Origin of the sequence: Algoriphagus sp. AK58 (genome assembly GCF_014324365.1) — a bacterium.
Classification (GTDB): domain Bacteria; phylum Bacteroidota; class Bacteroidia; order Cytophagales; family Cyclobacteriaceae; genus Algoriphagus.
Genome location: NZ_QEIG01000002.1, coordinates 197,332 through 223,353 on the forward strand (window position 1 = coordinate 197,332; position 26,022 = coordinate 223,353).

At 43.3% G+C, this 26,022-nt stretch carries 23 protein-coding genes; 10 read left to right on the forward strand and 13 right to left on the reverse strand.

Translation table 11 applies throughout. The annotated features are described in order from the left end of the window. Nucleotides 1-55 precede the first annotated feature (55 nt). Entirely contained in the window at nucleotides 56-988 is a 933-nt protein-coding gene (locus DDT91_RS01950) for a M28 family peptidase (RefSeq protein ID WP_187174436.1), read from the reverse strand. Between the two features lie 155 nt (nucleotides 989-1,143). On the opposite strand from DDT91_RS01950, the gene DDT91_RS01955 reads away from it, so the two are divergent. Beyond that, on the forward strand, nucleotides 1,144-2,130 hold the full coding sequence (locus DDT91_RS01955) for an NTPase (RefSeq protein ID WP_187174437.1): 987 nt from the start codon (nucleotides 1,144-1,146) through the stop codon (nucleotides 2,128-2,130). 201 nt (nucleotides 2,131-2,331) lie between these two features. Here the strand turns inward: DDT91_RS01955 and yjjX are convergent, their stop codons facing one another. Both yjjX and DDT91_RS01965 read right to left on the reverse strand, forming a co-directional pair. Further along, nucleotides 2,332-2,898, reverse strand: coding sequence for an inosine/xanthosine triphosphatase (yjjX, locus tag DDT91_RS01960; RefSeq protein WP_187174438.1), 567 nt, complete (start codon nucleotides 2,896-2,898; stop codon nucleotides 2,332-2,334). Nucleotides 2,899-2,918: 20 nt separating this feature from the next. Beyond that, on the reverse strand, nucleotides 2,919-3,626 hold the full coding sequence (locus DDT91_RS01965; RefSeq protein WP_187174439.1) for a YebC/PmpR family DNA-binding transcriptional regulator: 708 nt from the start codon (nucleotides 3,624-3,626) through the stop codon (nucleotides 2,919-2,921). A gap of 146 nt (nucleotides 3,627-3,772) precedes the next feature. Between DDT91_RS01965 and DDT91_RS01970 the strand changes: the two genes are divergently transcribed. Both DDT91_RS01970 and DDT91_RS01975 read left to right on the forward strand, forming a co-directional pair. Then, entirely contained in the window at nucleotides 3,773-5,113 is a 1,341-nt protein-coding gene (locus tag DDT91_RS01970; RefSeq protein WP_187174440.1) for an NAD(P)/FAD-dependent oxidoreductase, read from the forward strand. An 83-nt stretch (nucleotides 5,114-5,196) separates the two neighbouring features. Beyond that, a complete protein-coding gene (locus DDT91_RS01975; protein WP_187174441.1) occupies nucleotides 5,197-5,610 on the forward strand; it encodes a DUF4890 domain-containing protein in 414 nt (137 codons plus the stop codon). Nucleotides 5,611-5,714: 104 nt separating this feature from the next. Here the strand turns inward: DDT91_RS01975 and DDT91_RS01980 are convergent, their stop codons facing one another. The 5 genes from DDT91_RS01980 to mutY form a co-directional block, all read right to left on the reverse strand. After that, nucleotides 5,715-7,187 (reverse strand): glutamate synthase subunit beta, encoded by a 1,473-nt coding sequence (locus DDT91_RS01980; protein WP_187174442.1) that lies wholly within the window; start codon nucleotides 7,185-7,187, stop codon nucleotides 5,715-5,717. A 1-nt stretch (nucleotide 7,188) separates the two neighbouring features. Then, nucleotides 7,189-11,682 carry a glutamate synthase large subunit gene (gene gltB, locus DDT91_RS01985; RefSeq protein ID WP_187174443.1) on the reverse strand — a complete coding sequence of 1,498 codons (4,494 nt, stop codon included), beginning with the start codon at nucleotides 11,680-11,682 and terminating at the stop codon, nucleotides 7,189-7,191. Nucleotides 11,683-12,076: 394 nt separating this feature from the next. Then, entirely contained in the window at nucleotides 12,077-13,426 is a 1,350-nt protein-coding gene (gldE, locus tag DDT91_RS01990; protein WP_187174444.1) for a gliding motility-associated protein GldE, read from the reverse strand. 72 nt (nucleotides 13,427-13,498) lie between these two features. Beyond that, nucleotides 13,499-13,969 carry a single-stranded DNA-binding protein gene (locus DDT91_RS01995; RefSeq protein WP_187174445.1) on the reverse strand — a complete coding sequence of 157 codons (471 nt, stop codon included), beginning with the start codon at nucleotides 13,967-13,969 and terminating at the stop codon, nucleotides 13,499-13,501. Between the two features lie 45 nt (nucleotides 13,970-14,014). Further along, a complete protein-coding gene (gene mutY / locus DDT91_RS02000; protein ID WP_187174446.1) occupies nucleotides 14,015-15,064 on the reverse strand; it encodes an A/G-specific adenine glycosylase in 1,050 nt (349 codons plus the stop codon). A gap of 145 nt (nucleotides 15,065-15,209) precedes the next feature. Between mutY and DDT91_RS02005 the strand changes: the two genes are divergently transcribed. From DDT91_RS02005 to DDT91_RS02015, 3 genes are all read left to right on the forward strand, one after another. Beyond that, the gene (locus DDT91_RS02005; RefSeq protein ID WP_187174447.1) at nucleotides 15,210-15,518 is read left to right on the forward strand and encodes an HU family DNA-binding protein; all 309 of its coding nucleotides are present in this window, start codon (nucleotides 15,210-15,212) and stop codon (nucleotides 15,516-15,518) included. Nucleotides 15,519-15,536: 18 nt separating this feature from the next. Then, nucleotides 15,537-16,367: a M48 family metallopeptidase gene (locus DDT91_RS02010; RefSeq protein WP_187174448.1), complete on the forward strand. Its 831-nt coding sequence runs from the start codon at nucleotides 15,537-15,539 to the stop codon at nucleotides 16,365-16,367. 182 nt (nucleotides 16,368-16,549) lie between these two features. Next, the gene (locus DDT91_RS02015; protein WP_187174449.1) at nucleotides 16,550-18,121 is read left to right on the forward strand and encodes an Rne/Rng family ribonuclease; all 1,572 of its coding nucleotides are present in this window, start codon (nucleotides 16,550-16,552) and stop codon (nucleotides 18,119-18,121) included. 13 nt (nucleotides 18,122-18,134) lie between these two features. Here the strand turns inward: DDT91_RS02015 and DDT91_RS02020 are convergent, their stop codons facing one another. Genes DDT91_RS02020 through DDT91_RS02030 form a run of 3 tightly spaced genes read right to left on the reverse strand, consistent with a single transcriptional unit; the run spans nucleotide 18,135 to nucleotide 20,133 of the window. Further along, entirely contained in the window at nucleotides 18,135-19,238 is a 1,104-nt protein-coding gene (locus DDT91_RS02020) for a DUF4221 family protein (protein ID WP_187174450.1), read from the reverse strand. A gap of 56 nt (nucleotides 19,239-19,294) precedes the next feature. Next, nucleotides 19,295-19,750, reverse strand: a complete 456-nt coding sequence (locus DDT91_RS02025) for a hypothetical protein (RefSeq protein WP_187174451.1) — start codon at nucleotides 19,748-19,750, stop codon at nucleotides 19,295-19,297. 38 nt (nucleotides 19,751-19,788) lie between these two features. Continuing rightward, nucleotides 19,789-20,133, reverse strand: coding sequence for a DUF3127 domain-containing protein (locus DDT91_RS02030; RefSeq protein ID WP_187174452.1), 345 nt, complete (start codon nucleotides 20,131-20,133; stop codon nucleotides 19,789-19,791). Nucleotide 20,134: 1 nt separating this feature from the next. Between DDT91_RS02030 and DDT91_RS02035 the strand changes: the two genes are divergently transcribed. The 3 genes from DDT91_RS02035 (at nucleotide 20,135) to DDT91_RS02045 (ending at nucleotide 21,286) form a co-directional block, all read left to right on the forward strand. Continuing rightward, on the forward strand, nucleotides 20,135-20,410 hold the full coding sequence (locus DDT91_RS02035) for a hypothetical protein (protein WP_187174453.1): 276 nt from the start codon (nucleotides 20,135-20,137) through the stop codon (nucleotides 20,408-20,410). A 65-nt stretch (nucleotides 20,411-20,475) separates the two neighbouring features. Next, nucleotides 20,476-21,078, forward strand: a complete 603-nt coding sequence (locus DDT91_RS02040; RefSeq protein WP_187174454.1) for an RNA polymerase sigma factor — start codon at nucleotides 20,476-20,478, stop codon at nucleotides 21,076-21,078. After that, nucleotides 21,053-21,286 (forward strand): hypothetical protein, encoded by a 234-nt coding sequence (locus DDT91_RS02045; protein ID WP_187174455.1) that lies wholly within the window; start codon nucleotides 21,053-21,055, stop codon nucleotides 21,284-21,286. Before DDT91_RS02040 ends, DDT91_RS02045 begins: the two co-directional genes overlap by 26 nt. Before the next feature lie 43 nt (nucleotides 21,287-21,329). On the opposite strand, the gene DDT91_RS02050 is transcribed toward DDT91_RS02045, so the two are convergent. Continuing rightward, nucleotides 21,330-22,193 carry an alpha/beta hydrolase gene (locus tag DDT91_RS02050; protein ID WP_187174456.1) on the reverse strand — a complete coding sequence of 288 codons (864 nt, stop codon included), beginning with the start codon at nucleotides 22,191-22,193 and terminating at the stop codon, nucleotides 21,330-21,332. A gap of 2 nt (nucleotides 22,194-22,195) precedes the next feature. Further along, nucleotides 22,196-23,623: an aldehyde dehydrogenase family protein gene (locus DDT91_RS02055; RefSeq protein ID WP_187174457.1), complete on the reverse strand. Its 1,428-nt coding sequence runs from the start codon at nucleotides 23,621-23,623 to the stop codon at nucleotides 22,196-22,198. Nucleotides 23,624-24,092: 469 nt separating this feature from the next. On the opposite strand from DDT91_RS02055, the gene DDT91_RS02060 reads away from it, so the two are divergent. Continuing rightward, on the forward strand, nucleotides 24,093-26,022 hold a 1,930-nt coding region (locus DDT91_RS02060; RefSeq protein WP_187174458.1), incomplete at its 3' end, for a PKD domain-containing protein.

The following is a 26,022-nucleotide window of genomic DNA, read 5'->3' on the forward strand; positions in this document are numbered from 1 at the left end:
CAAATCGCAAAAAGTTTAGGTTTTTTTCAAGCATAGAATATACAAAACCTCGACACTATTCCAACAAACCTTGGTCCAGTGCAATCAGTGATTTCAATATCAGATTTACGGCATTGATGTAGAACTGAGGCTGTATGTTTTCAAACTCATCACTGGGCTTGTGATAATCCTCGTGGTCTTCTACTCCGAAATAGAGATGAGGTACTTTCTTTTCAAAAAATGCCCCATGATCGGAAGACTTGGTCCAATCGTTACTTCCTGTTCCGGGTTCGTCATGACCAAAGGCCAACTTAGGATCAGAGCCGTTGGCTACTTTTTCGAGGATGCTCTTAAATTGAGGGTAGTAATAGGTGCCGGAGACATACAATTCGTTTTTATCGCTTCTCGAAAGCATATCCATGTTTACATTGAGTAAGATTTGCTCCAGAGGATAGGGAAAGTCATTGACCAAAAATCTGGCACCACGAAGGCCCATTTCTTCCGCATCCAAGGCCACAAACATCATCCCATGCTGAGGTCGGTTTTTGGAAAAATATTCAGCCAAAACCATCAGGGCGGCAGTTCCTGAAGCATTGTCATCAGCCCCATTGTAGATAGAATCCCCCTCCATATCTACTCTTCCTATCCCCACATGATCGTAATGGGCTGTGACTACAATTAATTTACGGGATTGGCTTCCGGGAATAAAAGCCACCACATTTGCGGCATCGGTATAGGTTTTTTGTTCTCTCTGATTCGTAAAAGAAAATTTTTGAAGAAAATCCGGATAAAGTGGCTCCACAAGATCCATGGAGATAAGTTCTTCCAAAATGTATTTTCTGGCTTTTAGGTTACCTTCACTTAGCGGTTTTCTGCCAGCCAATTCGTCAGAAGAGAGGTACTCGATATGCCTGATTAGTTTTTGTGAATTGATTTCCTGGGCAAAAGTGAAGCAGGAAATACCTAGAAAGAGAATTACTGTAAATAATTTATTCAAAGTAGAATTCATCTGTTTATAATTGCTTACCTATGTCCCACATTAACCTGCATGATGATATGTTTCACTGGGTGTGTTTTTCATCCTGTTTAATATCGTGGATACCTATGGATCGTTATGTATATTCGTAAAAATACAGACCTTACCTTCATCACCTCAGGGATTGCATGAAATATATCTTATTCTTTCTTTTTTTTATTGGATTAGCTGGGATTTCACTTGGTCAGGGAGGATTGCCTCCATCTTTTTTTGAAGGAAAATCTGTGGTAGTAATTTCCACAGACCCTGGTGCCAGACCTGTGCTTTCTTGGCAAGAGCTTGCCGACAGTGTTCACACCTATTTGGTGCAGGCAGGTGCAGACCCAATAGCCTATTTTGAATTGGAGCAGGTGGCACTTTCTGAGGCTCGTCAGGCAGACTATGCGAAGGCCTTTCTACAAAGGCAGGTTAAAAACGTGATCTTGGTAACCAGACAAAAGGAAAAACTGAGCATTCATGTAGGGCCTTTTTCCGGGGACGGAAAAATAATCGCTTCTCCTGCTCTCTTTGGCGTATCAGGGAAAGATTGGATTGAGGCGGGAGGATTATTGCAGGAGCTTGGGAAAACAACTAAATCAAAAAATCTTCTTGTTCTGGATGTGGCTGAATTTCCTCAGATCAGTTCCCAGGAAACGGCTCAGTCCGTTCAAAAATTTATACCCCGAAATCCCCTCAATTTAGAAGTATTCAAATTGGGAATTCCCCTTGAAGGTTCTTCTGCAGAAACAGGTGCGATGAGCTACTTCAGATATGACCTTTTTGGAAAATCTGAGGCGACTATTTTAGCTGAGCAAGCCACACAGAAAACACAGATTCAGGGAATATTAGAAAGCCTTTATCCTTATCAAATTGAATGGCTCACAGAAGCAAAAACCACACAACAATTAATCGCTGACCGGGTCCAGTTTATCTTGGTAAAAGTGGAGGGACGTCAGGCAGATTTGATGAAAAGTATGGGATTGGAGCCCCTCACCGGTGAGGATGGATCCAAGACAGTGGTCAAATATTACATCCGGTTTTTGGTCAGAGACGAATTGTACATCGGTCCGGATTGGGATGCTAATCCAGATTGGAGAGAGGCTTTGACTCGGTTTTTGGAAAACTTAAAAAAATAAAACCTCCCATGGGAGGTTTTTTAACTTTAGGGTGGGGTGATTGAGACAACTTTTACAAATCTCGTGGCTCACGAACAGCGATTTTGGTTGTTTCAACAGCGTATATTTGTAAATGAAGGGATTTAATTTAATAAAACAAATTCTTCTCAGCGTTTTTTAAACGAGTTCGGTTTTTCTATTTTTTTGATGAAGGCTAACCAATTAAAACAAGGTTTTGTTGAGGAATGGGATTAAGGCCAAAATTATCGCCTGACGGTAATATTCCTCTCTGTTGATGACCCCATGGGTCAGGATTCCTACTGAACCCCCTTGATGCTTGGAATTTTCCTGATTGAATACCAAATCATCCGCTTTCCCCAGTTCCATTCCTTCTTTTACCAATTCAGCTACTTGAGTTGGGAGGTAAAATGTGCCGGTTTTGGCCTGGCTGGTTTTTCCTGAATCAGAAAGGATAAAAATCCAAGCAAAGGCAAACATCCCTTTTTCATCCTCATCTACCCCTCCCTCTATTCCGACCCAATAATTGGCTTCAGGAAATACCTCTCTGGAGTTATACGCCCTGTTTTTCGCTCCCAAGAGTGTTTCCCGATCGCCGATTGGTTGTTCAGGAACACCAGAGGAAGCATTTATTCCTTCCACTAAGAAGGAGCTATTAAAAGCTCGGGTAAAAGCATCCTCTGTGCAGGAAATCTTAACTGGGTTTTTACTCCCTACTAGTACCAGTTGCTTTTCTGTAGGGCGGAAATTTTCTCTTCTTTTAAAACTCATAGCAAAGCCAGGCTTAAGCCTTAGGCCATATTGGTAAATACTTGGTTTACATCATCGTCTTCTTCGAGACGGTCGATCAGCTTATTGATGATTTCTTCCTGTTCCTCGGTCAATTCAGTAAGGGTGGTCGGGAAACGTTGAAAATCGGCGGAAATCACCTCAATGCCTCGGTCTTCTAGGGCTTTTTGCATGGTGCCGAAGTCTTCAAATTCAGTATATGCAAATATTTCCCCCTCATTTTCTGCGATTTCGGTAAGTCCGAAGTCGATTAATTCCAGTTCAAGCTCTTCCAGATCATAGTTTGCTTTTGCAAAACGGAAAACGGCTTTTCGCTCAAACATAAAGCTTACAGAGCCAGAAGTCCCCAATGAGCCACCGGCCTTGGTGAAGTAAGACCTGACGTTTGCCACAGTCCGATTGGTATTATCCGTAGAAGTTTCTACGATGATGGCTACACCAAATGGACCATAACCTTCATATACCACCTCTTCGTAATCTTTCTCATCCTTATTGGAGGCTCGTTTGATGGCCGCTTCGATACGGTCTTTGGGCATTTGAGCACCCTTTGCGTTTTGGATGACCGTTCGCAGCTTGGCATTGGTGGTTGGATCCGGTCCCCCGGATTTTACTGCCATCACGATTTCTTTACCCAGGCGGGTAAATACTTTGGACATTTTGTCCCAACGCTTGAATTTTCTCTCTTTTCGGAATTCAAATGCTCTTCCCATGGATTTGCTCGTTTGTGGAGGGCAAAAATAGTAATTTCTTTTACTTGACCGAAGATCAATTCGAACACTCGACCAAAGTAAAATTTCTTCAAAAAACAGGGCGGCAATCAGTAAAAAGCCGTGTAAGGATTAAACCTTTTACATCCATGCCAGACCATTCTTACAAGGCTATTCCAAACCTTCCCCAATTAGGGCTTCCCAAAGTAGTGATTGTGGGAGCAGGATTTGCAGGTCTCAAGCTCGCCCGAAGTCTGAGAAACAAATCGTTTCAGGTGATTCTTCTAGACAAGAACAATTTCCATCAATTCCAGCCTCTTTTTTACCAGGTTGCTACCGCGGGCTTAGAGCCAAGTGCCATCTCGTTTCCCCTGAGGAAAATTTTTCACAACACCAAAAATGTCAGTTTTCGCATGGCGGAAGTCATCCGAGTCGATAAGGATAATAAGAGACTTTTTACTGACATAGGGTACATCGATTACGACTTCTTAGTCCTTTCGATGGGGGCAGATACCAACTATTTTGGATCAAAGAATATCGAATATTTTTCTTCTCCCATGAAAAGTGTGTCAGAGGCATTGTATATCCGAAATAAGATCATCTCGAATTACGAAAAGGCGATTACCATCGAAAAGATGGAAAATAGAAAATCCCTTATGAATGTAGTGATCGTGGGAGGTGGACCCACCGGAGTGGAACTTGCCGGGGCAATGGCTGAATTGAGAAATAATGTTTTTCCGAAAGATTACCCTGAGCTGAGTTTCAAAAATATGAAAGTGGTCTTGATAGAGGCAGGTTCCAGCTTGCTGGCAGCTATGTCCTCGGAGGCTCAGCAAAAAGCAATGGATTACCTGGTCAAATTGGGAGTGGAGGTGTATACACACACTCGAGTTTTGGATTATGATGGGAAAGTGGTCTTGTTGGAGGGAAAGGAAAGTATTGAAACCCAGACGTTGCTTTGGGCAGCGGGAATCAAGCCCAATAAAATTGATGGGCTAAGGCCTGAAAATTATTCCGGCAACGGCCGTATCATGGTCGATGAGTTCAATCGGATTCCAGATGCTCACAACCTTTTCGTTTTGGGAGATCAATGCCTGATGCCAACAGGTAATTTTCTAAAAGGTCACCCACAAGTCGCTCAAGTGGCTATCCAGCAAGCTAGAAATCTAGCAGATAATTTATTGGCCATTTCCAAGGGGAAAGAAATGAGGCCGTTTTCTTATAAGGACCTGGGGTCTATGGCTACAGTGGGAAGAAAACTGGCAGTAGTGGATCTCCCCTTTTTGCGTTTTCAGGGTACTCTAGCTTGGCTGACTTGGTTATTTGTACACCTAATGGCCATTTTGGGGGTAAAAAACAGGCTTTTCATATTTCTGGATTGGTCTTGGAATTACCTCAGTTTTGACCCAAGCCTAAGGTTATTGATCAAACCAAAGTATGTAAGGGCTTCAGAAAGGAAGGAATTAATTGAGGGAAAAAGTATGAGTTAAGATTCATTAACAGAATGGTTTTGGTGGAGAGTTAAACCACCATCCCGGATCTTGGTCTAACTCCCGAACAAACCAAAACAACTATGAAACAATGGATGATAGGGGCAGTTGTACTGACCTTCATGAGTTTGGGGGTTACCGCCCAAGAACAAAGAATGAGGCCAAGCTCGGAAGAGCGAGCTCAAAGAATGACTGATAGGATGGCATCCGAATTGAAGCTTTCCGACGAACAAAAGCAAAAGATTTTTGCGATCAATCTTGAAAACGCAAAAAAGCGCGAGGCCGAAATGGAGAAGCGTAGAGCAGAGATGGAGGTCAGGAGAACTGAAATGAAAGCTCAGGAGGAAAAAATTAAGGAGGTTCTCACCGATGATCAAAGAAAGCAATGGGAGGAGATCAAATTGGATCGACATCCTGGACGAAGGCCAGGAGGCATGGTAGAAGACCCCAAAGAATTCCATCACAGACATCGCCGAAATATGGGTGGAGAAAAGTAAATGAAGAAAGCCCCGTAATTTCGGGGCTTTCTATATCGCAGGTGGGTCAACTAAACAGGGTACTATTGAATAGTCAGGGTAAGCCCAATGGGTTTATCCTGACCTTAACCAGCGATTTGCTCTTCTACCTCGAAGAATGAGGCATCCTTCATCGGTAGCGTTGATGAACCCATCAGGAATTCATCTACTTTAACAGCAGCTTCCCTTCCTTCGGAAATAGCCCATACGACCAGGGATTGGCCTCTGCGCATATCTCCCGCGAGGAAAACTTTCGGGTTGGTACTCTGAAAATTCTTTGATTTTGGCAGACTGTTTTCCATTTGGTCCACACCAAAAGCGTGTAAAAGACCATTTTGAGCAGGACCCATATAGCCAATGGCTATGAAAGCAAGGTCACACGGCACAGTTCTTTCCGTGCCCGGAATTTCCTCAAAGGTCATTCTACCGCCTTTTTCCTTCCACTCAATGTCAACCAAGGTTAACCCTGTGACTTCACCCGCTTCATTTCCGACAAATTCTTTGGTGAGGATGGAAAACATACGATCAGCACCCTCCTCATGAGAGCTTGATGTTCTCAGAGTCATGGGCCATTCCGGCCAAGGATTTAAGGTATTTCGTTGTTTTGGGGGTTTTGGAAGCAATTCCAGCTGGGTAATGGAAGCTGCTCCATGACGATTGGATGTGCCTATACAGTCACTTCCTGTATCGCCACCCCCTATGACTATGACGTGTTTTCCTTTGGCAGAAATCGGGTTTTGAGAGATCTCCCCGCCAATCACCTGATTTTGTTTGCCAAGGAATTCCATCGCAAAATGTACACCTTTGAGTTTGTCCCCCTTGATGTTGAGCGCTCTGGGTTGTTGAGCGCCCGTAGAAAGAACCACGGCATCATAATTTTGGAGAATGGAATCGGCTTTGATGCTTGTTCCAATTTCAGTTTTGGTAGAAAAGATCACTCCTTCTTGCCTCATCAAGTCGATTCTTCGATCAATGACCCATTTTTCCAGTTTGAAATCCGGAATTCCATAGCGTAGCAAGCCCCCAATCTTAGCTTCTTTCTCAAATAAGGTCACTTCATGCCCGGCCTGATTCAGCTGATCTGCCGCAGCAAGCCCGGCAGGACCTGATCCGATGACAGCCACTTTTTTTCCTGTTCTTTTTGCAGGAGGATTGGCCTTGATCAGTCCAAGTTCGTAGGCTTTCTCAGCGATGCTTTTTTCAATCAACTCAATGGCAACAGGATCTTTGTTGATTCCTAATACACAGCTCGCCTCGCAGGGTGCAGGGCAGATTCTGCCGGTGAATTCCGGGAAATTGTTGGTGCTGCGTAAAATGTTGATGGCTTGCTCCCATTCCTTATTGTACACGGCATCGTTAAACTCCGGAATCACATTGCCTAACGGACAACCATTGTGGCAAAAAGGCACCCCGCAATCCATGCATCTTGCCGCCTGATGATTGAGTTTTTCATCGGAAAACGGCTCGTATATTTCTCTGTAATCTCCGATTCTCTCTTTTGGGTCTCGGCTTACAGGTGTTTCTCTCTTAAATTGAATAAATCCGTCTTTCGCTCCCATCTTACACCAATGATTTAGCTTGTTCTTTTGCTCTTTTTTCCAATACAGCCTTATAGTCTCTAGGAATGACCTTGATGAATTTTTCCTTGGCGGAACTCCATTCATCCAAGAATTTTTGTCCAAGACCACTGTTGGTCAATTTGACATGACGCTTGAGGTAAGCCTTGATTGTGGCGAAGTCTTCCTCTTCCAAAAGATCAATGTCCACCATTTCGGTATTGATTTCCGTGATGTAGTCTTTGAGAATATAGGCGATACCTCCGCTCATACCGGCGGCAAAGTTTCTTCCGATCTCGCCCAGGTTGATCACGAGACCACCCGTCATGTATTCACAGCCATGGTCTCCAATTCCTTCGATCACCGCCTTTACTCCGGAATTTCGAACACAGAATCTTTCACCGCCTTTGCCGTTGATATAGGCTTCTCCAGAAGTAGCGCCATAGAAGGCCACGTTTCCGATGATGATATTTTCCTCGGGTACAAATCGGGCATTTCGGCTTGGGTAGATGATCAGACGGCCTCCGGAAAGTCCTTTTCCGAAGTAATCATTTGCTTCTCCCTCCAACTCAAAGTTGACTCCTTTGGCTAAAAAGCCCCCGAAAGTCTGACCGGCAGAGCCGTTAAACTTAAAGTGGATGGTGTCTTCAGGCAATCCCACGCCTCCGTAGATTTTGGAAATCTCATTGGAAAGCATGGCACCGACAGATCGGTCAGTGTTTTTGATCTGGAAATTACCCTGTACTTGGATGGCTTGCTCCAGAGCTGGTGTGGCTGCCTTGATCAACTGTCGGTCCAGTACATTTTGTAATTCAAATTCCTGGTCGATTTGCTTATGGATACCCACATGATCCGGGACTTCCACTTTGTGGAAGATTGGAGAAAGATCGATTTTATCCCACTTCCAGTGGTTGAGATGCCCGGTGGACTGAAGTACCTGGCTTTGGCCTACCATCTGATCGATAGTTCGGAATCCAAGGGAAGCCATAATTTCACGGAGATCCTGCACGAGGAATTTGAAATAATTGACCACATGGTCTGGATCTCCTGTGAAGAGTTTTCTTAGCTCAGGATCTTGAGTAGCGATACCAACAGGACAAGTATTCAGGTGACACTTACGCATCATGATGCAACCTTCCACTACCAGGGCACCAGTTGCAATTCCCCATTCCTCAGCTCCCAAAAGTGTGGCAATAGCCAAATCACGCCCAGTTCTTAGCTGTCCGTCAGTCTGAAGGACCACACGGCTTCGTAGGTTGTTTTTCACCAAAGTCTGGTGTGCTTCAGAAAGCCCAAGCTCCCAAGGCAAACCTGCATGGCGAATTGAACTCAATGGAGAAGCCCCAGTGCCACCATCTGCTCCCGAAATCAGGATTACATCGGCGGCTGCCTTTGCCACTCCGGCTGCTACGGTTCCTACGCCTGCTTGAGAAACCAATTTTACATTGATTCTGGCCTTACGGTTCGCATTTTTGAGGTCGAAAATCAGCTGAGCCAAATCTTCGATCGAATAAATATCATGATGGGGAGGAGGAGAAATCAACCCCACTCCCGGAGTGGAATGCCTTACACGACCAATCCAATCATCTACTTTATGGCCTGGAAGCTGACCGCCTTCACCCGGCTTAGCGCCCTGAGCCATTTTGATTTGGAGTTCGTCAGCATTGGTGAGGTAATGGGAGGTCACGCCAAATCGACCCGAGGCTACCTGCTTGATGGCAGATCGTTCCCAGTCACCATTTGGTTTTTTCTCATATCTAACCTCGTCTTCTCCACCTTCGCCGGAGTTGCTTTTTGCGCCGATTCGGTTCATAGCAATAGCCAGAGTGGTATGTGCCTCATGGGATATGGATCCAAAAGACATTGCTCCAGTAGCAAATCGCTTCATGATTTTCTCCGCAGGCTCTACCTCATCGATTGGGACGCTGATTTGCTTTTTGAATTCAAATAACCCGCGTAGCGTCAAGGCATCTTTAGTCTGCTCATTGATTTTGGCAGCAAACTTTTTGTAAAGTTCATAATCTCCCAATCGGGTAGATTTCTGAAGCAAGTGGATGGTTTCGGGGTTAAACATGTGCTTTTCCCCTCTTCGTTTCCATTGATAGACCCCTCCGGTCTCGAGAACAGGAGAATGGGTCTCATACGCTGCTCTGTGTCGTATCAATACTTCTTCTGCCAATTCATCAAAGGATATCCCACTGATTCGTGATACTGTACCTTTGAAGCATCGGTCAATCACTTCAGGCCCTAATCCGATTGCTTCGAAAATCTGAGCGCCCTGATAGGACTGCAGAGTAGAGATTCCCATTTTGGAAAGTACTTTCAACAGACCTTTTCCGATGGCATCCTGATAGTTGGCAAACAAGGTTTTTTCGTCCTTCACTTTGCTCAGTTGGCCTTTTCTAAACAGGTCCAACAAAGATTCCAAAGCCAAATAGGGGTTGATGGCAGAGACACCATAGCCAATGGCTGTGGCGAAATGGTGAACCTCTCTGATATCGGCTGATTCTAAAACCAAGCCTGCTCGGGTTCTGATTTTTTTCTTCACCAAGTGTTGGTGAACAGCCCCAATTGCCAAAAGTGAAGGGATCGGCGCCTGGTTTTCAGAGCTGTTTCGGTCTGATATGATCAGGACGTTTTTACCATCTAAAAGAATGGCCTCCTCTGCTTCTTTGCAAAGTTTATCCAGGGCTTCGAGGAGTCTTCCTGGTTTATGATCTGCCACAAAGTGTCCGAACAGTCGTTTTGCCCGGTAGCCCAAATGTTCCATTCGGGTGATTTTCTCCAAGTCTTCGTTGAGGAGTACGGGCTGAGAAATGTGGATCTGCTTGGTATGCTGAGGGCTTTCCTCCAAAATATTATGACCTTCCCCGATTCTGGTAAATAGGGACATTACCAATCGCTCCCTGATGGGATCGATGGGAGGGTTACTTACCTGGGCAAATAGCTGCTTGAAGTAATTGGAAATGTGCTGGCTTTGTTTGGACAGCACAGCCAACGGTGTATCGGCACCCATAGAACCCACAGCTTCATAGCCAGTGTCGCCCATAGGAGCAAGGATAACTTTAAGCTCTTCTGAAGTGTATCCAAAAACAGTCTGGCACTTTTGGATATTTTCAGTGGAGTATGGGTGGCTCAGCTCCTCAGGATCTGGCACAAAGCGCAGTTTGGTGCGCTGTTCGTTAACCCATTTTTCGTAAGGCTGACGTCTGCAGATTTCACCTTTGACCTCTTCGTCAAATAATACACGGCCTTTTTCCAAATCGGCCCAAAGCATACGGCCTGGACTGATGCGGCCTTTTTCGGTGATGGTAGCCTCACGGATTGGAAGTGCGCCAGCTTCAGAGGAAAGGATCAGTCTGTTATCCCTGGTAATGAAATAGCGAAGTGGGCGAAGACCATTTCGGTCCAGGGTAGCCCCTACGGATTTACCATCGGTAAACAAAAGTGCTGCCGGACCATCCCATGGTTCAACCAAAGAAGCGTGGAATTTGTAAAAAGCCTTCCGATCCCGATCCATCACTTGATTATCCTGCCAGGCTTCAGGGACTAGCATCATCATGGCATGGGGAAGCGAACGGCCACTCAGGGTCAACAGCTCCACCATGGCATCCAGATTCGCAGAGTCCGAATTCATCTTGTTGGTGATCGGCATCAGTTTGGAAAGCTCATCATCCGTGAAATACTTGGACTTCATCAGAGCCTCCTTAGACTTCATCTTATTGAGATTGCCTCGGATGGTGTTGATTTCCCCGTTGTGAGAAAGGAATCGGAAGGGCTGAGCCAATCTCCAGTTTGGAAAGGTATTGGTAGAAAATCGTGAGTGAACGATAGCAAATGCCGATTCAATCCTTGGGTTTTGAAGGTCCTTATAAAACGCCAAAACTTGGTCGGTTCTCAACTGACCTTTATATATAAGTGTCAGGGAACTCAGACTGGCAAAATAGAAGGAGTGATTTACCCCAGGTATTTCAGAATTGATCTTGGAGGTGGCGTAGTTTCTGAGCACATACAGTTTTCTTTCCAAGTCGATCCCGGTGAGTCCTTTTTTATGGCTGACAAACAGCTGCTCGATATTGGGCATCACATCCAAAGCACCGGATCCAGGTACGGTTTCATCTACTGGTACCTCTCGGTATCCGATCAGATTAAAATCCATTTCCTCGATCAACTGATTGAGGAGCGCCTTAGATCTTTTGTATAACTGTTTGTTTTTAGGGAAAAAGGTCATTCCCACGCCATAGTATCCTGGCTCGGGTAAATTGATTTCTGTACGGGCGGTTACATCTTTGAGAAACTGGTGTGGTACCTGAATGGAAATTCCCGCTCCATCACCCGTTTTGGGATCGGATCCGCGGCCTCCACGGTGTTCCATGTTGCTCAGCATGTATAAGGCATCGCTGATAGTCTCATGAGTGGGTGTATTACTCAGGTCAACCACCGCGCCAATACCGCAGGAGTCATGCTCAAACTCCGGTCGATATAAACCTTGTTGCATTCTAATTAGTATTTAATAGGTTTAAAATTTCCAAAAATTACAGAAAATTTTTCCTTTGTTAAAATTAATGCAATGAATAGGCCTTTTTAATGCGGTATTATTGATAAAAATGGGCTATCCTGATTTTTTTTCAAAATCAAAATCTGATTTAAATAAGCCGAATTTTTGAATGAAATTTTGCAAAAAATTAAAATCAAGGTTTATTTTTTAGCCATTTTGATAAAAATAAATGTAAAAATGAGGAGTAATGGTTTTTTTGATTTTTTTGAAAAAAAAATTTAAACTTTTTATTTTTCCTTATTTACAATAGGATGCGAAAGGAGTTTGTTTTGTCATCAAAAACAAAATAATATTCTGATAAAAATTATTTTTGCAGAATTAAAATAATAAGCGTTTAATCGGTAAAAGGTGTCGAACTGTCCTTTTCGCCTGATTTAAGATGGACTTTTACCTTCTTGATTTTTCGAGAATCCACTGCCAAAACAGTAAATTCGAAATCCTCAAAAGTGATTTTTGTGCCGTTTTTGGGCATTTTGGAGTTGAGCTCCAGTAAAAGGCCTCCTAACGATTCGCTTTCTCCTTTTACTTCATCAAACACTTGTGAATCCAGTTCAAGCTTCTTGCAAAAGTCATTGAGTGACACCTTGCCTTCGAAAATAAAGGTGTCTGTATCGATCTCCTGAAAAAAGATCGTATCGGTATCATCAAATTCATCATTGATCTCTCCGATAATTTCTTCAATCAAGTCTTCTAAAGTAACCAAGCCTGAGGTGCCGCCATATTCATCGACGACAATCGCCATATGAACGCGCATCTTTTGAAAGTCTTTGAGGAGACTGTCTACTTTTTTGTTTTCAGGAACAAAGAAACTTTTCCGGATTAATGATTTCCAATCAAAGTTCTCATCCTTATCGATATGGGGAAGAAGATCCTTGATATAAAGAATCCCGATGATATTGTCTATGGTTTCTTCAAAAACTGGGATTCTGGAGTATCCACTTTTATTGATTTTGTCCATCAGCTCGTGGAAATCTATCTCGGAATCCACTGCTGTGATTTCCATTCGGCTTTTCATCACTTGCCTTACGCTCAGGGTGCCGAAGTTTACAATCCCTTTTAAAATTTCTTTTTCCTCTTCCGGGGTATCTTCCGTGGTCAACTCCAAGGCCTGATGGATTTCATCCACAGAAAGTGAATATCCTTTTTGTTGAATTCTTTTTTCTATCACGTCACTAAAGGCCATTAAAAAGGCAGAGAAAGGTTTTAGAACGGAATTGAAAAAACTGATGTATGGGGCGAGATTAAGAGCAAAAGTGGTTTTGGCTTGGTTTGCATATACTTTGGGTACAATTTCTCCAAAAAATACAATGGCAAAGGTAACCCCCACAGTCTGAACCAAAATCACGATTATTCCTGTGGCATTCATTCCAAAAATGGTCCAGGTAACAAAGGTGGTCAGGGTGACAATAGCAATGTTGATAAGGTTATTCAATATCAAAACAGTACTGAGAAGCCTTTTTGGAGAAGAAAGAAGGTTGGTGATAATTCTTCCCTTTTCGGGATGATGATCATTCAAGTCGGTAATGTCATCTTTGGTCAGTGAAAAAAAAGCAACCTCTGACCCGGATACCAAAGCGGATCCGATTAATAAAAGTACCAGTGCGAGCCCGTTGAATAGAAAATAGGAGAAAGTTAGCTCAGGAACTTGGGCTATCAGTAGGTAACTCGGGTAGGGATCGTCCATAAGGCGTTGGAATTGATGAAACAAATTTAGAAAATCCCCTGAACCAAAAGAACAGGGGATTTGTGCTTGGTATTAAAACGGAAGATCATCCTCTTCAGCGTCCATAGAAATATCAGGGGCTGAACTTGGACTCATTGCCGATGCTTGTTTTGGTGCTACAGCCGGACTTTGGGAAGTTTGAGTGGATGGGTTAGCTCCAGCCATACCTTCCGGCCTGCCTCCCACCATAGTGAAACTGATCACTCTGATTTTAGTGCGTTTCCTATTTTGGCCTTGTTCATCCTGCCAAGTGTCAGACTTGATTTTGCCTTCTACATAGATTTGTGAACCTTTTCTCAGGTATTGCTCAGCGATTTTGGCTTGTGGGCCCCAAAGCTCCAAATCATGCCATTCGGTTTGATCTACACGATTTCCATTTCGATCCTTGTACGATTCTGTCGTAGCCAATCTGAGGTTGGCCACTACATTGTCGCCCTCCAAATACTTTACTTCTGGGTCTGCACCCAAATTGCCCAGTAAAATTACCTTGTTTACACCTGCCATAGCTTTAAGTTTTTTTGTTAAAAAATGAATGAAGACTGAAATTACTCAAATACCCTGATCGTTCAAAAAGTTCACAATCAATTTAGGTTTAGCCAAGTATTCAATCTCTTTTTCTGCTACCAGCATAAATCCCTCCTTTTCACACCATTGTGAGAGTTCCGGAAATTTTTCGGCAGGAATTTCCAACTCCGAAAAACTTGCAGTCAGTCGTTGATGTGACAAGATGTGACGGTATTTTTTAGGTAGTGGTTGTGGTTTTTCTTTTTCTCCCAAGGGCAATGGCGCAGTCTCTATAAGAGGGAAGTCGTGCAATCCGGTCCAGATATCTCCTGTTCCTCTTTTTTTCCATACCCAATGTTCCCTGCATTTGATGACCACGTAGTCTAGCGTTCTGTCCTTGACTTTGGTTTTTTTGATTTTTACCGGCAATTGACCCACTAACCCATTTTTGTATGCAAAGCAACTGGTTTGAAGAGGGCAGGTGGAGCAGTCCGGATTTTTGGGCACGCATAGTCTGGCTCCAAAATCCATCATTGCCTGATTAAACTCTCCGGGATTTTCCTTTGGAATAAGCTCATTGGCCAAGGTTTCAAATTCCTTTTTGGCTTTTCCGCTTGCTATGTCTGTCTCGATCCCAAAGTACCTGGCCAGTACCCGAAATACATTGCCGTCAACCACGGCCTTCACTTCACCAAAAGCAAAGCTGGAAATTGCTGCTGCTGTGTAGCTGCCAATTCCCTTTAGCTGTAATAATGCGTCATAAGTGGAGGGAAATCTTCCCCCATGCTCATGCCAAATCAACTTGGCGCAGAAATGGAGGTTTCTGGCCCGGCTATAGTATCCCAATCCCTGCCAAAGACGAAGGACATCTGATTCTGGAGCCAATGCAAGATCCTTTACCGTGGGGTAGGCATTTACAAATGCATAATAATAAGGTAATCCCTGGGCTACTCTGGTTTGCTGTAGAATGATTTCGGATAGCCAGATTTTATAGGGATCAGAGGTCTCTCTCCAGGGTAATTCTCGGGGATTTTCCCGATACCAAGAAATAATAAGATTCGAAAAGGCTTGATTTTCAGTGTTTTTAAGATTCATTTGGCTGAAATATTTCCATTACAAACCAAGGGAATTTTTTTGAATATGTTTTTTAATTGCATTGGTTCTCGTACATTTGCAGTCCCAAAAACACTTGGTTAATAGGTTGTTAAGCTTATTTCGTAATTTCTAAATTAAAATCACTGTGACAAAAGCAGAAGTAATCACCAAGATTTCCGACAAAACCGGAATCCAGAAGGATGATGTGACACAAGCCATCGAAGCGTTCTTCAAAGTCGTAAAAGACTCCATGGCAGAGGGAGAAAACATCTACGTAAGAGGGTTTGGCAGCTTTATCAATAAGAAAAGAGCTAAGAAAATCGCCCGTAACATCTCCAAGAATACAGCTATCGTGATCGATGAGCACTACATCCCGGCTTTCAAGCCTTCCAAGGTATTTGTAGAAAAGATCAAAAACAGTAAAAAAATCAAACAATTGGCTCCTCAGGATTAATCTTGAGTTGACTTTAGCATGAAAAAATCACAGCTCGTTCTTGTTGCAGTAGGAATAGTCGCCGTCGTGGTGTTGTTTTCTCTCCCCAAAGTGGTGGTAGACAATGATGCGACAGCAGCAAAAGTGGAGGAGTCCGGTGAGCAATCTGAATCACCTGCGGATGTAATTTCCGAATCGCACGAGAATGAGCTTTCTTCTGAAAATAGGACCCAAGCCGATCAGCTGATCCAAAGTTTTCTCAATGCTCCGACCAAGGAAGAGAAAGTGGCCTCAGCTCAGGTTTTGGCAGGAATATATAAAGAAGAAGGTTTGTTTGACAGTGCAGCTTATTATTGGGATCAGGCGGCTATAATCCTTCCCGATAACATGTTCTTGGCTGAAGAAGCAGGAAAAGCAAGTTATGAAGCTTTCTCCTTTGCTTTGGACAAGAAAAAGGTAGAAGCACTTGCCGAAAAAACCAGAAATTACCTTAACAGGGTTTTGGAAAATGATCCAACCCGATTGGATTTGAAAACAAAGATTGCGATGACCTATGTGTCTTCAGCCAATCCTATGCAGGGAATCACCATGCTTCGGGAAGTCCTCGAGCAGGATCCCCAAAATGAGGACGGGTTGTTTAATATGGGCGTGCTATCCATGCAGTCAGGTCAATACAAAAGAGCTGCGGAGCGTTTCGAGGAATTGGTGAAATACCATCCTCAGAATATCCAAGGGCAATTTTATTTGGCAGTAAGCTATTTTGAATCCAACGAAAAAAACAAAGCGAAAGCACAGTTTGAGGCAGTAAAGAAACTTACTCAGGATCCGATGATTCTAAGCAGTGTTCAAAGCTACCTTGACAGGCTATAAATTATTTTCAACACTTTAAATTCAATAGACTATGCCTTGCGGTAAGAAAAGAAAAAGACATAAGATCGCGACTCACAAGCGTAAGAAAAGACTGAGAAAAAACAGACATAAGAAGAAGTAATTCACTTCTTCTTTTCCCGTTTTTATACACCACGTTCATTTACATATTATAAGACGAAAATTTGAGTACGGAATTGTTAATCGATTCTGCTCAAAATGGGAGTCGAATTGCCCTACTGCAGGAAAAGCAGCTGGTTGAGCTTCATTCCGAAGGAATGGACAATCAGTTTAAAGTAGGAGACATTTACCTGGGCACGGTCCGCAAGATCGTCAATGGACTCAATGCTGCGTTCATTGACGTCGGGTATGAGAAAGACGCCTTTCTTCATTACCAGGACCTTGGCCCGAATGTCAATAGTCTGTTGAAGTTTACCAAAATGGTGCGCAACAACAACTATGCAAACTACATGCTCAAGGGGTTTGAAAATGAGCCTGAAATAGACAAAGTCGGCAAAATCGACAAAATTCTAGCCAAGACGAATCAGGTCTTGGTACAGGTCGTCAAAGAACCCATTTCCACCAAAGGCCCTCGATTATCCTGTGAGCTCTCTCTACCCGGACGCTACCTGGTGCTGGTTCCCTTTTCGGATACGGTCAATGTATCCAAAAAGATCCGCAGCAGCGAAGAGCGAAAAAGGCTACTCAGACTCATCAATTCGATCAAACCTGCCAACTTCGGAGTAATCATCCGAACTGTGGCTGAAGGACAGTCCGTGACGGAACTTGATAAAGACCTTCGAAATCTTCTCACCAATTGGGAAGAAGGGATGAAAAAATTGCTGAAAGCCAAAAGCCGGGACAAAATCATCGGAGAGATGAGCATGGCTTCCTCATTGGTGAGAGACCTGCTCAATGAATCATTCGACGCAATCACCGTAGAAGAAGAGTCAACCTACGATCAGATCCGTTCCTACATCAGGTCTATTGCACCTGAAAAAGAAAAAATTGTTAAGCTTTACAACGGTAAAGTCAAGCTATTTGAAAGTTTTGGAATTGAAAAGCAAATCAAAAGCTTGTTTGGACAGACCGTCAGCCTGCCTCAGGGCGGCTACGTCATCATCGAACACACCGAAGCACTGCACGTCATCGACGTCAACAGTGGCAACAAGTCCAACCAAGAAAGTGACCAGGAGTCTACAGCATTAAAAACCAATCTGGTCGCTGCTAAAGAAATTGCCAGACAGCTCCGCCTCCGAGACATGGGAGGTATCATTGTGGTCGATTTTATCGACATGAAAAAGGCCGAAAACAAAAAGGTCATCTATGACGCAATGATGCAGGAAATGAAGTCTGACAGATCCAAGCATACCGTCTTGCCTCTGAGCAAATTTGGGCTCATGCAAATCACCCGGCAGCGTGTTCGCCCTGAGGTCAATATTGTGACCAAAGAAACCTGCCCCGCTTGTAACGGTACCGGCAAAATCCAAGCTTCCATTTTGGTGGCGGATAAGCTGGAGCACGATCTGGAGCATATCGCTACCATCCAAAACGTGGACAAAATCCACATCGGGCTGCATCCCTATCTGCACGCATACTTCACCACAGGCCTGATTAGCCGAAGAGTGAAGTGGTTTTTCAAGTACTTTAAATGGATACGACTGATCAAAGATTCTTCCCTACCCGTGACGGAATACAGATTCCTGGATGAATCTGGAGAAGAAATCGAACTACAAGTAAAAAGCGAGACTGAGTAAGTCTCGCTTTTTTTTATGGATTGATTTTGGAAAAATCGATTCGGGCAAAGGCTACTTCGTCCTCTGTTCTTGTGTATCCGATATTCATATAATAGCCCTTTGGAGTACTAAATCCTCCCAATTGATCAGGCAAAATGACTTCCGCTTCTTTTTGATAATTTTCATCCAAAACCAGTAGCTTGATCAGTGGAGACTTGCCCTCTTCTTTGGTCAACTTGTTGTTTGGAATCACGATACTATGTCTCAGTGTTTTTTTGCTTATAGGATCATAGTGAACCAATGCATGCATACTACTGGTATGATTTGGAAGAAAAACGATATACTCTCCTCTCTCCTCAGTGGTACCTCTTAGAAAATTCATTTTCTCCTTCGGTGCAGCTGAAATCCATTTTTGTGAATTTTCAGAAATAACCAAAATGGAATCAGTCGCTGGGAATGAAATGAGAATCTCATTTTTGTCCGTATTGTAGGATTGACTGTATTGTCCAAAAACCGAGTCATCCATGAAACCCGAATAATAATCAGGGTATTTGAATTTTACATATTCCTGAGTTGACGTTTTGGGATCAAATTTTATCAGCCAGTTTTCATAACCAAGCATACTTTCTTTGAGTACGTATGGAAGATCACTGACCAGATACTTATTCCCAATTTTTGAGATCGGATTGCTGGGGAAGGTGGAATAATTGGATACCTGCCGGTCTGAACTGGCTTCGGGAAGTTCGACTCTTGAAAGTACCTTACCTTCTATTGTGGCCGTGATCCATTTTCCATTGGATAAAAAGTGAATGAGGCTATCCTCCAAAAAAGATCCAGAGATGTAAGATCCAATACCGTCAGGTCCTTCGATCTCAAAAGGCACTTTACTGATCAATTTGCCTTCAGGAAAGGAATAAGTCAGCAACTTGTGGCCTTGGAATGTGGTAAGATATTCTTTCCCCTCTTTTTCAAAAAAAGTGAAGTTGGAACCGAGATTTCTGGTCAGCGAATCTTTTTCCAGGTATAACGTATCGATGATCAGATCTGAAAGATCCAGAATTTGCACTTCTCTGGATTTTTCCGAAGGACTGCAAGAGATCGCTAAAATGAGCAAAAAGAAATAACCTAGTTTTCTCATGTAAAATGATTTTTATTTGAACCTGGGAAAAAGCCTATTTAGTCAATCTTTATTTTCTAAATAAAAAGGCCCCATCCGTCGTCGTATCTCTCCGCCGAATCGAAGCTTTTTACCCAATCCACAAAGAGAATTCGAAATTCATTAATTGCTTCCCGTAAAAGTTGGAGGTGTTCTTCGGCATGGGTTTCCTCCATCGCCAGCTGATACGTCATGGAGAGGAGATGCCTAGCGTGCACCTTCATGATGGTCGCATTTTCCATTTTTAGGATAAAGCTATCTACGCCTTCGGCTCCGGCAAACTTAGCACTCATCACCGTGGCATCTTGCATCATCATTCCTCCATAAAGTTCTTTTCGGGCTTCGTCAAGGCTGCCCACCAATGCATGGGTTAGGGATACGATCTCCATCGCTTTTTTCATCAAAGGATGAGAATAAATTTGATCCCGCATGGATTTGGGGTCAAATTCATTCTCATCATCCCAGTCCGGTTCTTGGTCAAAATCGTCCCACATACAAAAACTCAGTCAAAAAAGAGGATAATTAATTTGAATTAGAAAGGAAGCTTGTCCTCTTCGCTTTCAGAGTAGAAGGTGTCGACTTCAGGCATCACCGGTGCACCGGCACCGCCTTGAGATCGGTCCACTTTATAGGCTTTCACTTCAGTATACCATCGTCCATTGTATTCCCGGCTTTCGACATCGATTCCCAATGTCACCTGTTCCCCTACCTTCAATGCAAATTGATCGATTTTATCTCCCCAAATAGATACGCATACTTTTTTGGGATATTGGCCTCCCGTTTCAATGATATATTCCTGTTTTCTCCAAGAGTTGCCGCTTTTCGAGCTTCCACTTACCTCGGGAAGCTGATTGATTACTTTTCCGCTTAAATCCATTATGCTGATTATTTCAATGTATGGTTACGAAGGTAATCATTGGGATTTATTTTTGGGGGATTTTAGCCTTGTCAAAAAACAGGTTTTTGGCGCTTTTTTTGGGAGGCATCAAAGGGGAAATCGCCTTGAATGGTTGGAACGGTTGGATTTGCGAAAGCAATTGAAAGCTTACTTAAGTTTTTCAAAATTTCGTTTCGAATTTTCATTAGCTCTTGACATTACCAAAAAAATCAACTTAGATTTAAAGCCTTCAACACTACATACCGACAAAATTTAAAATTTCTTTTCACCTAAACAGATACTATGGCTTAGACTTCTACGTTTTTCATAAACCAACTTAAGATGAGTAAGCGATTGGGTCCTGAGGACGGAGAGTTAATAGCTCAATATCGAAATGGCAGTGAAGCTGCCTTCGATCTTTTAGTAGATCGGTATCAAAGTAAAGTTTACACCACAATTTTCCTGATTGTGAAGGATCAGGAAATAGCTGAGGATTTACTTCAGGATGTATTTGTCAAGGTAATTCAGACCTTGAATTCGGACAAATACAATGAAGAGGGCAAATTCCAGCCTTGGCTGATGAGGATTGCACATAACCTGGCGATTGACCACTTCAGAAAAGCAAAAAGGTATCCTACCATTATCTTGGAAGATGGCACCAACTTGCTCAACTCCATGAAGTTTGCTGAAGATTCGATTGAAGATATTCGGGTGAAGGAGGAGACTCTTGAAATGGTTAAAAAGCTGATTGAGGAGCTTCCCGAAGCCCAAAAAGAAGTGTTGGTCATGAGGCATTATCTCGATATGAGCTTTCAGGAGATTGCAGACCAAACGGGTGTGAGTATCAATACTGCCTTGGGTAGAATGCGCTATGCGCTTATCCATCTCAGAAAGAAAATGAAACAATTAAATGTTGCCTATGATAAAATCTTTTACCCCAAATGACCTGGTCAGATATATCTATCAGGAAATGCCGGAGGTAGAACAAGAACTCTTGATGCAAGCCTTGCACAGCGATGACGTACTGATGCAAGAATATGTGGAAATGCTGAGCACGGTGGAGTTTTTGGAGCAGGTCAAACTGCGGCCTTCCGAAAAAGTAGTAAATGCCATCAAGAAGATGGCTCATTCTACGGGACTTCAAAAAGTCTAAAGAAACCAGGTAATCCCGCTCATACGAGCGGGATTTTCGTTTTTCAGAATTCTCCAAAGAAAGTTTTGGCCTGTCTCAGAAGAGACGCATTGGTCTCAGCCGTAAAGCCATGACCTTGATTAGGCACACGGATAAATTGATGTCGGATTTGGGCGTTTTTCAGCGCCGTTTCCAGTCGTTCACTTTGTGAGATGGGTACTACTTGGTCTGTCTCTCCATGGAAAAAAATCGTAGGCGGATCATCTGAACTCGCAAAATTGACCGGGCTGGCGTTTTGGTAAACCGTCGGAACCGTCTGCGGAGTGCCTCCCATGATCTCTGTCAATCCCAGAGTAGTCAGATTATTGAATCCAAAAAGGCTGGTAAGGTCCGTGGGTGGAAAAAATGCGATAAGTCCCCTGATATCAGACTCTCTGTTTTTGAGACCATGTAGCAGGGCTAGATGCGCCCCGGCGCTCGCACCGCTCAAAAGTATGTCATCAGACACATTCCATTCGGCCAGTTTACTCCTTACAAAAGAGAGCGCAGATTTGACATCTTCTTCCTGGGCAGGAAATCTATTCTGTCTGCTGACAAAGTCATACAATCTGTAGTTCAACGAAATCATAGCAAAACCGGGGAAAGCCTGTTCAACTAAGGGCTTGACCTGCACGAACTCGCTCTTGTCCCCATCAATCCATGCTCCGCCGTGGATGTAAATCAAAACAGGTGTTTTATCTGAAGACCTGCCCGCGGGTAGGAAAATGTCCATCTTTTGCCTGGGATCTGCACCGTAGGAAGTATTGGAGATCTCCAATGCAGGCAGGATCTCTGAACTATTTTCCTGATCAATGGAACAGGCGAAAAGGAAAAATGCAGAAAAGAAAAGAAGTAAAAATGAGCGGGTAAAAAGTGACTTTTGTTTCATAATCAGAACCATTTAATGAGAGATGAGATGATTTGTTTGGCTTTGATGCCGTAAGGTGGCCTTAGAAGGGAGACGTTATTGTAACCCACTCGTTGCTTGAGTACACCTTTTTCATTACTGAAAGCTAAAAACCCGTGATATCCGTGGGCTTTTCCGATTCCGCTGTTGTTTACGCCGCCAAATGGGAGTTCGTTGTGAAGGAAATGAAGTACACAGTCATTGATGACCATATTTCCTGAACTTGTCTCCTGCATTACTTTCCTGGAATGATGGGAGTTGGATCCGAAGAAGTAAAGGGCTAAAGGTTTGGGTTGGGAATTGATCAGTTTAATCGCTTCATGCAGATTTTTATAGGAAATGATCGGAAGGATCGGCCCGAAAATTTCCTCCCGGAAAACATCCATATCTTCGGAGATATCGGTGAGTAGGGTAGGTTCAATGTATCGGGTCTTCTCATCTGATTTTCCTCCGAAGGCAACTTTTGCCCCTTTTCCCATAGCATCTTCCAGATAAGCAGTAAGCCTTTCAAAATGCCTGAGGTTGATAATGCGCGCATAGTCGGGGCTTTTTTCTATTCCGTTAAAGCCGGGATCATAATAGGTTTGGATCTGGACTTTTGCCTGTAGTATAAATTCTTCTTGTCTTTCTTCCGGAATCAGGATGTAGTCAGGCGCGATACAGGTTTGCCCGCAATTCACAAATTTTCCCCAGATAATTTTCTGTGCAGCATCTTTCAGGTCGGCCGAACTGTCGATGATCACAGGTGACTTTCCTCCCAATTCTAAGGTTACGGAACTCAGATGCTGAGCGGCTGCTTTCATTACTATTTTTCCAACCGCTGGGCTGCCTGTAAAAAAAATGTGATCAAAGGGCAAGGTAAGCAGTTCACTTGCCACTTCTGTTTCTCCAAGACAAACGGCAACTTCTTGAGGTTCAAAAATTTCACTCACCATCTGATGGATCAGAGAGGAAGTAAACCGGGAATATTCGGAGGGTTTGATGATCGCAGTACAGCCTGCTGAAAGGGCTGAAACAAGCGGGCCAATGGTGAGATTGAAGGGGAAGTTCCAGGGAGAAATGATCAAAGACCTTCCTTTGGGTTCTAAGTGGATGCGTCCTGATGTGCCGATCATGGGAAGAGGGGTAGGCAAGCTTTTGGGCTTCATCCAGGATTTCAGGTTCTTAATGGCATGGTTAATTTCAGAAGTAACCGGGAAGATCTCGCTTAGATCTACCTCAGGGTCTGGCTTGGCAAAATCCTTCCATAGGGCCTCCCTTATGTCATGCCGATGCGAAAGGATCCAATTTCTGAGTTTTTTGAGTCTGGCGATTCGTTCTTCAGTGGTGGATTTTCTCCAGGAAACGGAGGTGCCTAATTGGGAATCAAAAAGGTCAATCAGAGATTGATCCTTGGGTTGAGAGAGAATCATCAGTGGTTATGGAGTCAGGATTAGGTGTTGGCGTGTATTATCAAAAACGGATCTCGGTTCCGAATCTTCAACTGTAAGTTAAGTAAACCGATCCAATTGAAGGATTTTGTGTTCTCTGTTTTTTGATCAATCTGGATTTTGCTGAGCAAAGTCAGTTTTTTGTTTGGTTTGTTTAATCAAAAACAATTAAACATCAACAAAAATGATTTTTAATTTATTTATAAAGCTTTTCGTACTAAAAAAAATGCATTACAAATAATTTTTTTCTTCAAAATACTTGGATATGAAAAACAAATAAATGTATTTTTATGACAGAATTGTAACTATAAGATGTTTTTCGATTGCTTACAGGTCAAAATGGACTTCAATCGGAGGGGTTATTGAATCAACTGACAGATAATCAATGGTTCAATAGAGAGTCATAGAAAAAATTAGTGATTATCAATTCAGAAATTAAAATCCAATTAATATGGACTACTTATCCAAAAGCGAGAAGTTCCCTCAGCCTCCACAGAGGGGTGTCTCAGACGGGAACAATTGGTGGTCAACGTCAGGGCTATTTCGATGGCTATTGCTGATGTTGATTTTCTTTTTTGTGCAGGGGGCGGTGAGGGCGCAAGATGGTATTAGGCCTCCTTATCCTGGCTGCCCTCAGAATAACGTGAATGTGACTAGGGTGGACTTTTTTGATGAAAATGGTAATCCCTTTGATCCGTTAGTGGAGTATGAACTGGGAACACCTGTTTCGGGTCAGTTATTCTTCACTTTTGGAGGAAGTACCAACAATGCGTATTCGATGTATACGCAATATGATATTTTCATCAATGATCAGTTTGTAGAGACTGTGATTTTGTGTTTGTTCCAAGGGCAAACAGTAATCAAGAACACGCCGATTTATGCGGATGATTTTACATGGGAGTGGGGAGACAAGTTTGAAATCAAAAATATTTTCATGAGATGGGAAACTGGAAATGCCCAGAATGTACCTTGTGGAGATGGTTCAGGAGGAAATGCCCAGTGTTATGGTAACGTGACAGGCTTTTTGGTAAATACTCCTTTGGTGCCAAATTTCAACTTTGAAACCAATTGTATCAATTATGAGGTGAAGTTTACTGACGCAACTGTGGGTGGTAATCTTCCCTATAAGTCTTGGAACTGGAATTTCGCTGGATTGGGAACGTCTTCCCTTCAAAATCCTACGTTCACTTTTCCCTCAGCAGGTTCTTACGATGTAACGCTGACTGTTGTTGACCAATTAAACATCACTAAAGACATTGTCAAAACCGTCGATCTTTTCGGGGCTCTTTCTTTGAGTACTACCAAAGTGGATGATGATTGTTCGGAAGCCAATACTGGGTCAATAGATCTGACTGTTTCTGGTGGTGTAGGGCCTTATTCGTATTCATGGACAAAAACCGGGGATGCTGCTTACTCATTTAGCGGAGAAGATCCAACGGGATTATCAGCTGGTATCTATAATGTATTGGTAACAGACAATAGGGGGTGTACAGCTACGACTTCGGTCACTATCATTACACCTGCTCAATCACCCGCACCAAGCCCACAGACTTTCGAATTTTGTCAGGGTTCAGGTAATCAGGATTTAGTTGTTACACCAACTCCAAACTTCACGATTAAATGGTATGATTCAGCGATGAATCCTCTTTCTGGTGCACCTACGGTTTCCACTGCAACTTCCGGCACTCAGACATATTACATTTCCCAATTCAAGTCCGGGGAGTGTGAAAGTGAGAAGGTTGCGGTGACTGTTAGTATTGGTACATGTGCGATCAGATTGGTCAAGGAGTTTACCAATACGCTCAGCGAAGACGAGTGTCTGGATCCTACCCTTAATCCTGTAATCAACTACACGTTTACGGCAACGTTAGGGTCTCAGAGTTTTCCTTTAAGTAACGTTTCAATTACTGATCCAAAGGTTCCAACGATCACTTTTCAATCTGGTGACACCAATACTAATGGTATCCTTGAATCAGGTGAATCATGGGTTTATACGGGTTCTTATACCATTTTGGCTTCAGATATCGAAGCAGGTCAGGTGACCAATCAGGCTACGGCCAAAGGGACATTTAACGGTTTCGAGGTAAGTGATTTGTCAGGTACTGCGGTGGATAATGATAATCCGACGGTTGTTCCGGTGTGTCAGGACTTTGATTATAGCATTACCAAGGTGGCGACACCGCAGACCTATTCGGCGGTAGGCGAGGAGATCAGCTACGACATCACGGTGACCAACGATGGCAACGTGACGCTGAAAGGCATCGTGGTGACCGATCCGTTGACCGGCTTGAACCAGGTGATAGCGAGCTTGGCACCGCAGGCCGACACGGTGATTGTGACCAAGTATGTGATCACGCAGGCGGATCTGGATGCGGGCAAGG

Excerpts from the sequence above, each read along its gene's own strand:
- yjjX (WP_187174438.1), bottom strand. The coding sequence starts at position 2,898 with ATGAGTTTTAAAAGAAGAGAAAATTTCCGCCCTACAGAAAAGCAACTG.
- DDT91_RS02025 (WP_187174451.1), bottom strand. The coding sequence starts at position 19,750 with ATGTGGGACGATTTTGACCAAGAACCGGACTGGGATGATGAGAATGAA.
- DDT91_RS02040 (WP_187174454.1), top strand. The coding sequence starts at position 20,476 with ATGAGTAAGCGATTGGGTCCTGAGGACGGAGAGTTAATAGCTCAATAT.
- DDT91_RS02050 (WP_187174456.1), bottom strand. The coding sequence starts at position 22,193 with ATGAAACAAAAGTCACTTTTTACCCGCTCATTTTTACTTCTTTTCTTT.
- DDT91_RS01980 (WP_187174442.1), bottom strand. The coding sequence starts at position 7,187 with ATGGGAGCGAAAGACGGATTTATTCAATTTAAGAGAGAAACACCTGTA.
- DDT91_RS02020 (WP_187174450.1), bottom strand. The coding sequence starts at position 19,238 with ATGAGAAAACTAGGTTATTTCTTTTTGCTCATTTTAGCGATCTCTTGC.
- gldE (WP_187174444.1), bottom strand. The coding sequence starts at position 13,426 with ATGGACGATCCCTACCCGAGTTACCTACTGATAGCCCAAGTTCCTGAG.
- DDT91_RS01970 (WP_187174440.1), top strand. The coding sequence starts at position 3,773 with ATGCCAGACCATTCTTACAAGGCTATTCCAAACCTTCCCCAATTAGGG.
- gltB (WP_187174443.1), bottom strand. The coding sequence starts at position 11,682 with ATGCAACAAGGTTTATATCGACCGGAGTTTGAGCATGACTCCTGCGGT.
- DDT91_RS01950 (WP_187174436.1), bottom strand. The coding sequence starts at position 988 with ATGAATTCTACTTTGAATAAATTATTTACAGTAATTCTCTTTCTAGGT.
- DDT91_RS02045 (WP_187174455.1), top strand. The coding sequence starts at position 21,053 with ATGATAAAATCTTTTACCCCAAATGACCTGGTCAGATATATCTATCAG.
- DDT91_RS01975 (WP_187174441.1), top strand. The coding sequence starts at position 5,197 with ATGAAACAATGGATGATAGGGGCAGTTGTACTGACCTTCATGAGTTTG.
- DDT91_RS01995 (WP_187174445.1), bottom strand. The coding sequence starts at position 13,969 with ATGGCAGGTGTAAACAAGGTAATTTTACTGGGCAATTTGGGTGCAGAC.
- DDT91_RS02030 (WP_187174452.1), bottom strand. The coding sequence starts at position 20,133 with ATGGATTTAAGCGGAAAAGTAATCAATCAGCTTCCCGAGGTAAGTGGA.
- DDT91_RS02035 (WP_187174453.1), top strand. The coding sequence starts at position 20,135 with ATGCTGATTATTTCAATGTATGGTTACGAAGGTAATCATTGGGATTTA.
- DDT91_RS01965 (WP_187174439.1), bottom strand. The coding sequence starts at position 3,626 with ATGGGAAGAGCATTTGAATTCCGAAAAGAGAGAAAATTCAAGCGTTGG.
- mutY (WP_187174446.1), bottom strand. The coding sequence starts at position 15,064 with ATGAATCTTAAAAACACTGAAAATCAAGCCTTTTCGAATCTTATTATT.
- DDT91_RS02010 (WP_187174448.1), top strand. The coding sequence starts at position 15,537 with ATGAAAAAATCACAGCTCGTTCTTGTTGCAGTAGGAATAGTCGCCGTC.
- DDT91_RS02055 (WP_187174457.1), bottom strand. The coding sequence starts at position 23,623 with ATGATTCTCTCTCAACCCAAGGATCAATCTCTGATTGACCTTTTTGAT.
- DDT91_RS01955 (WP_187174437.1), top strand. The coding sequence starts at position 1,144 with ATGAAATATATCTTATTCTTTCTTTTTTTTATTGGATTAGCTGGGATT.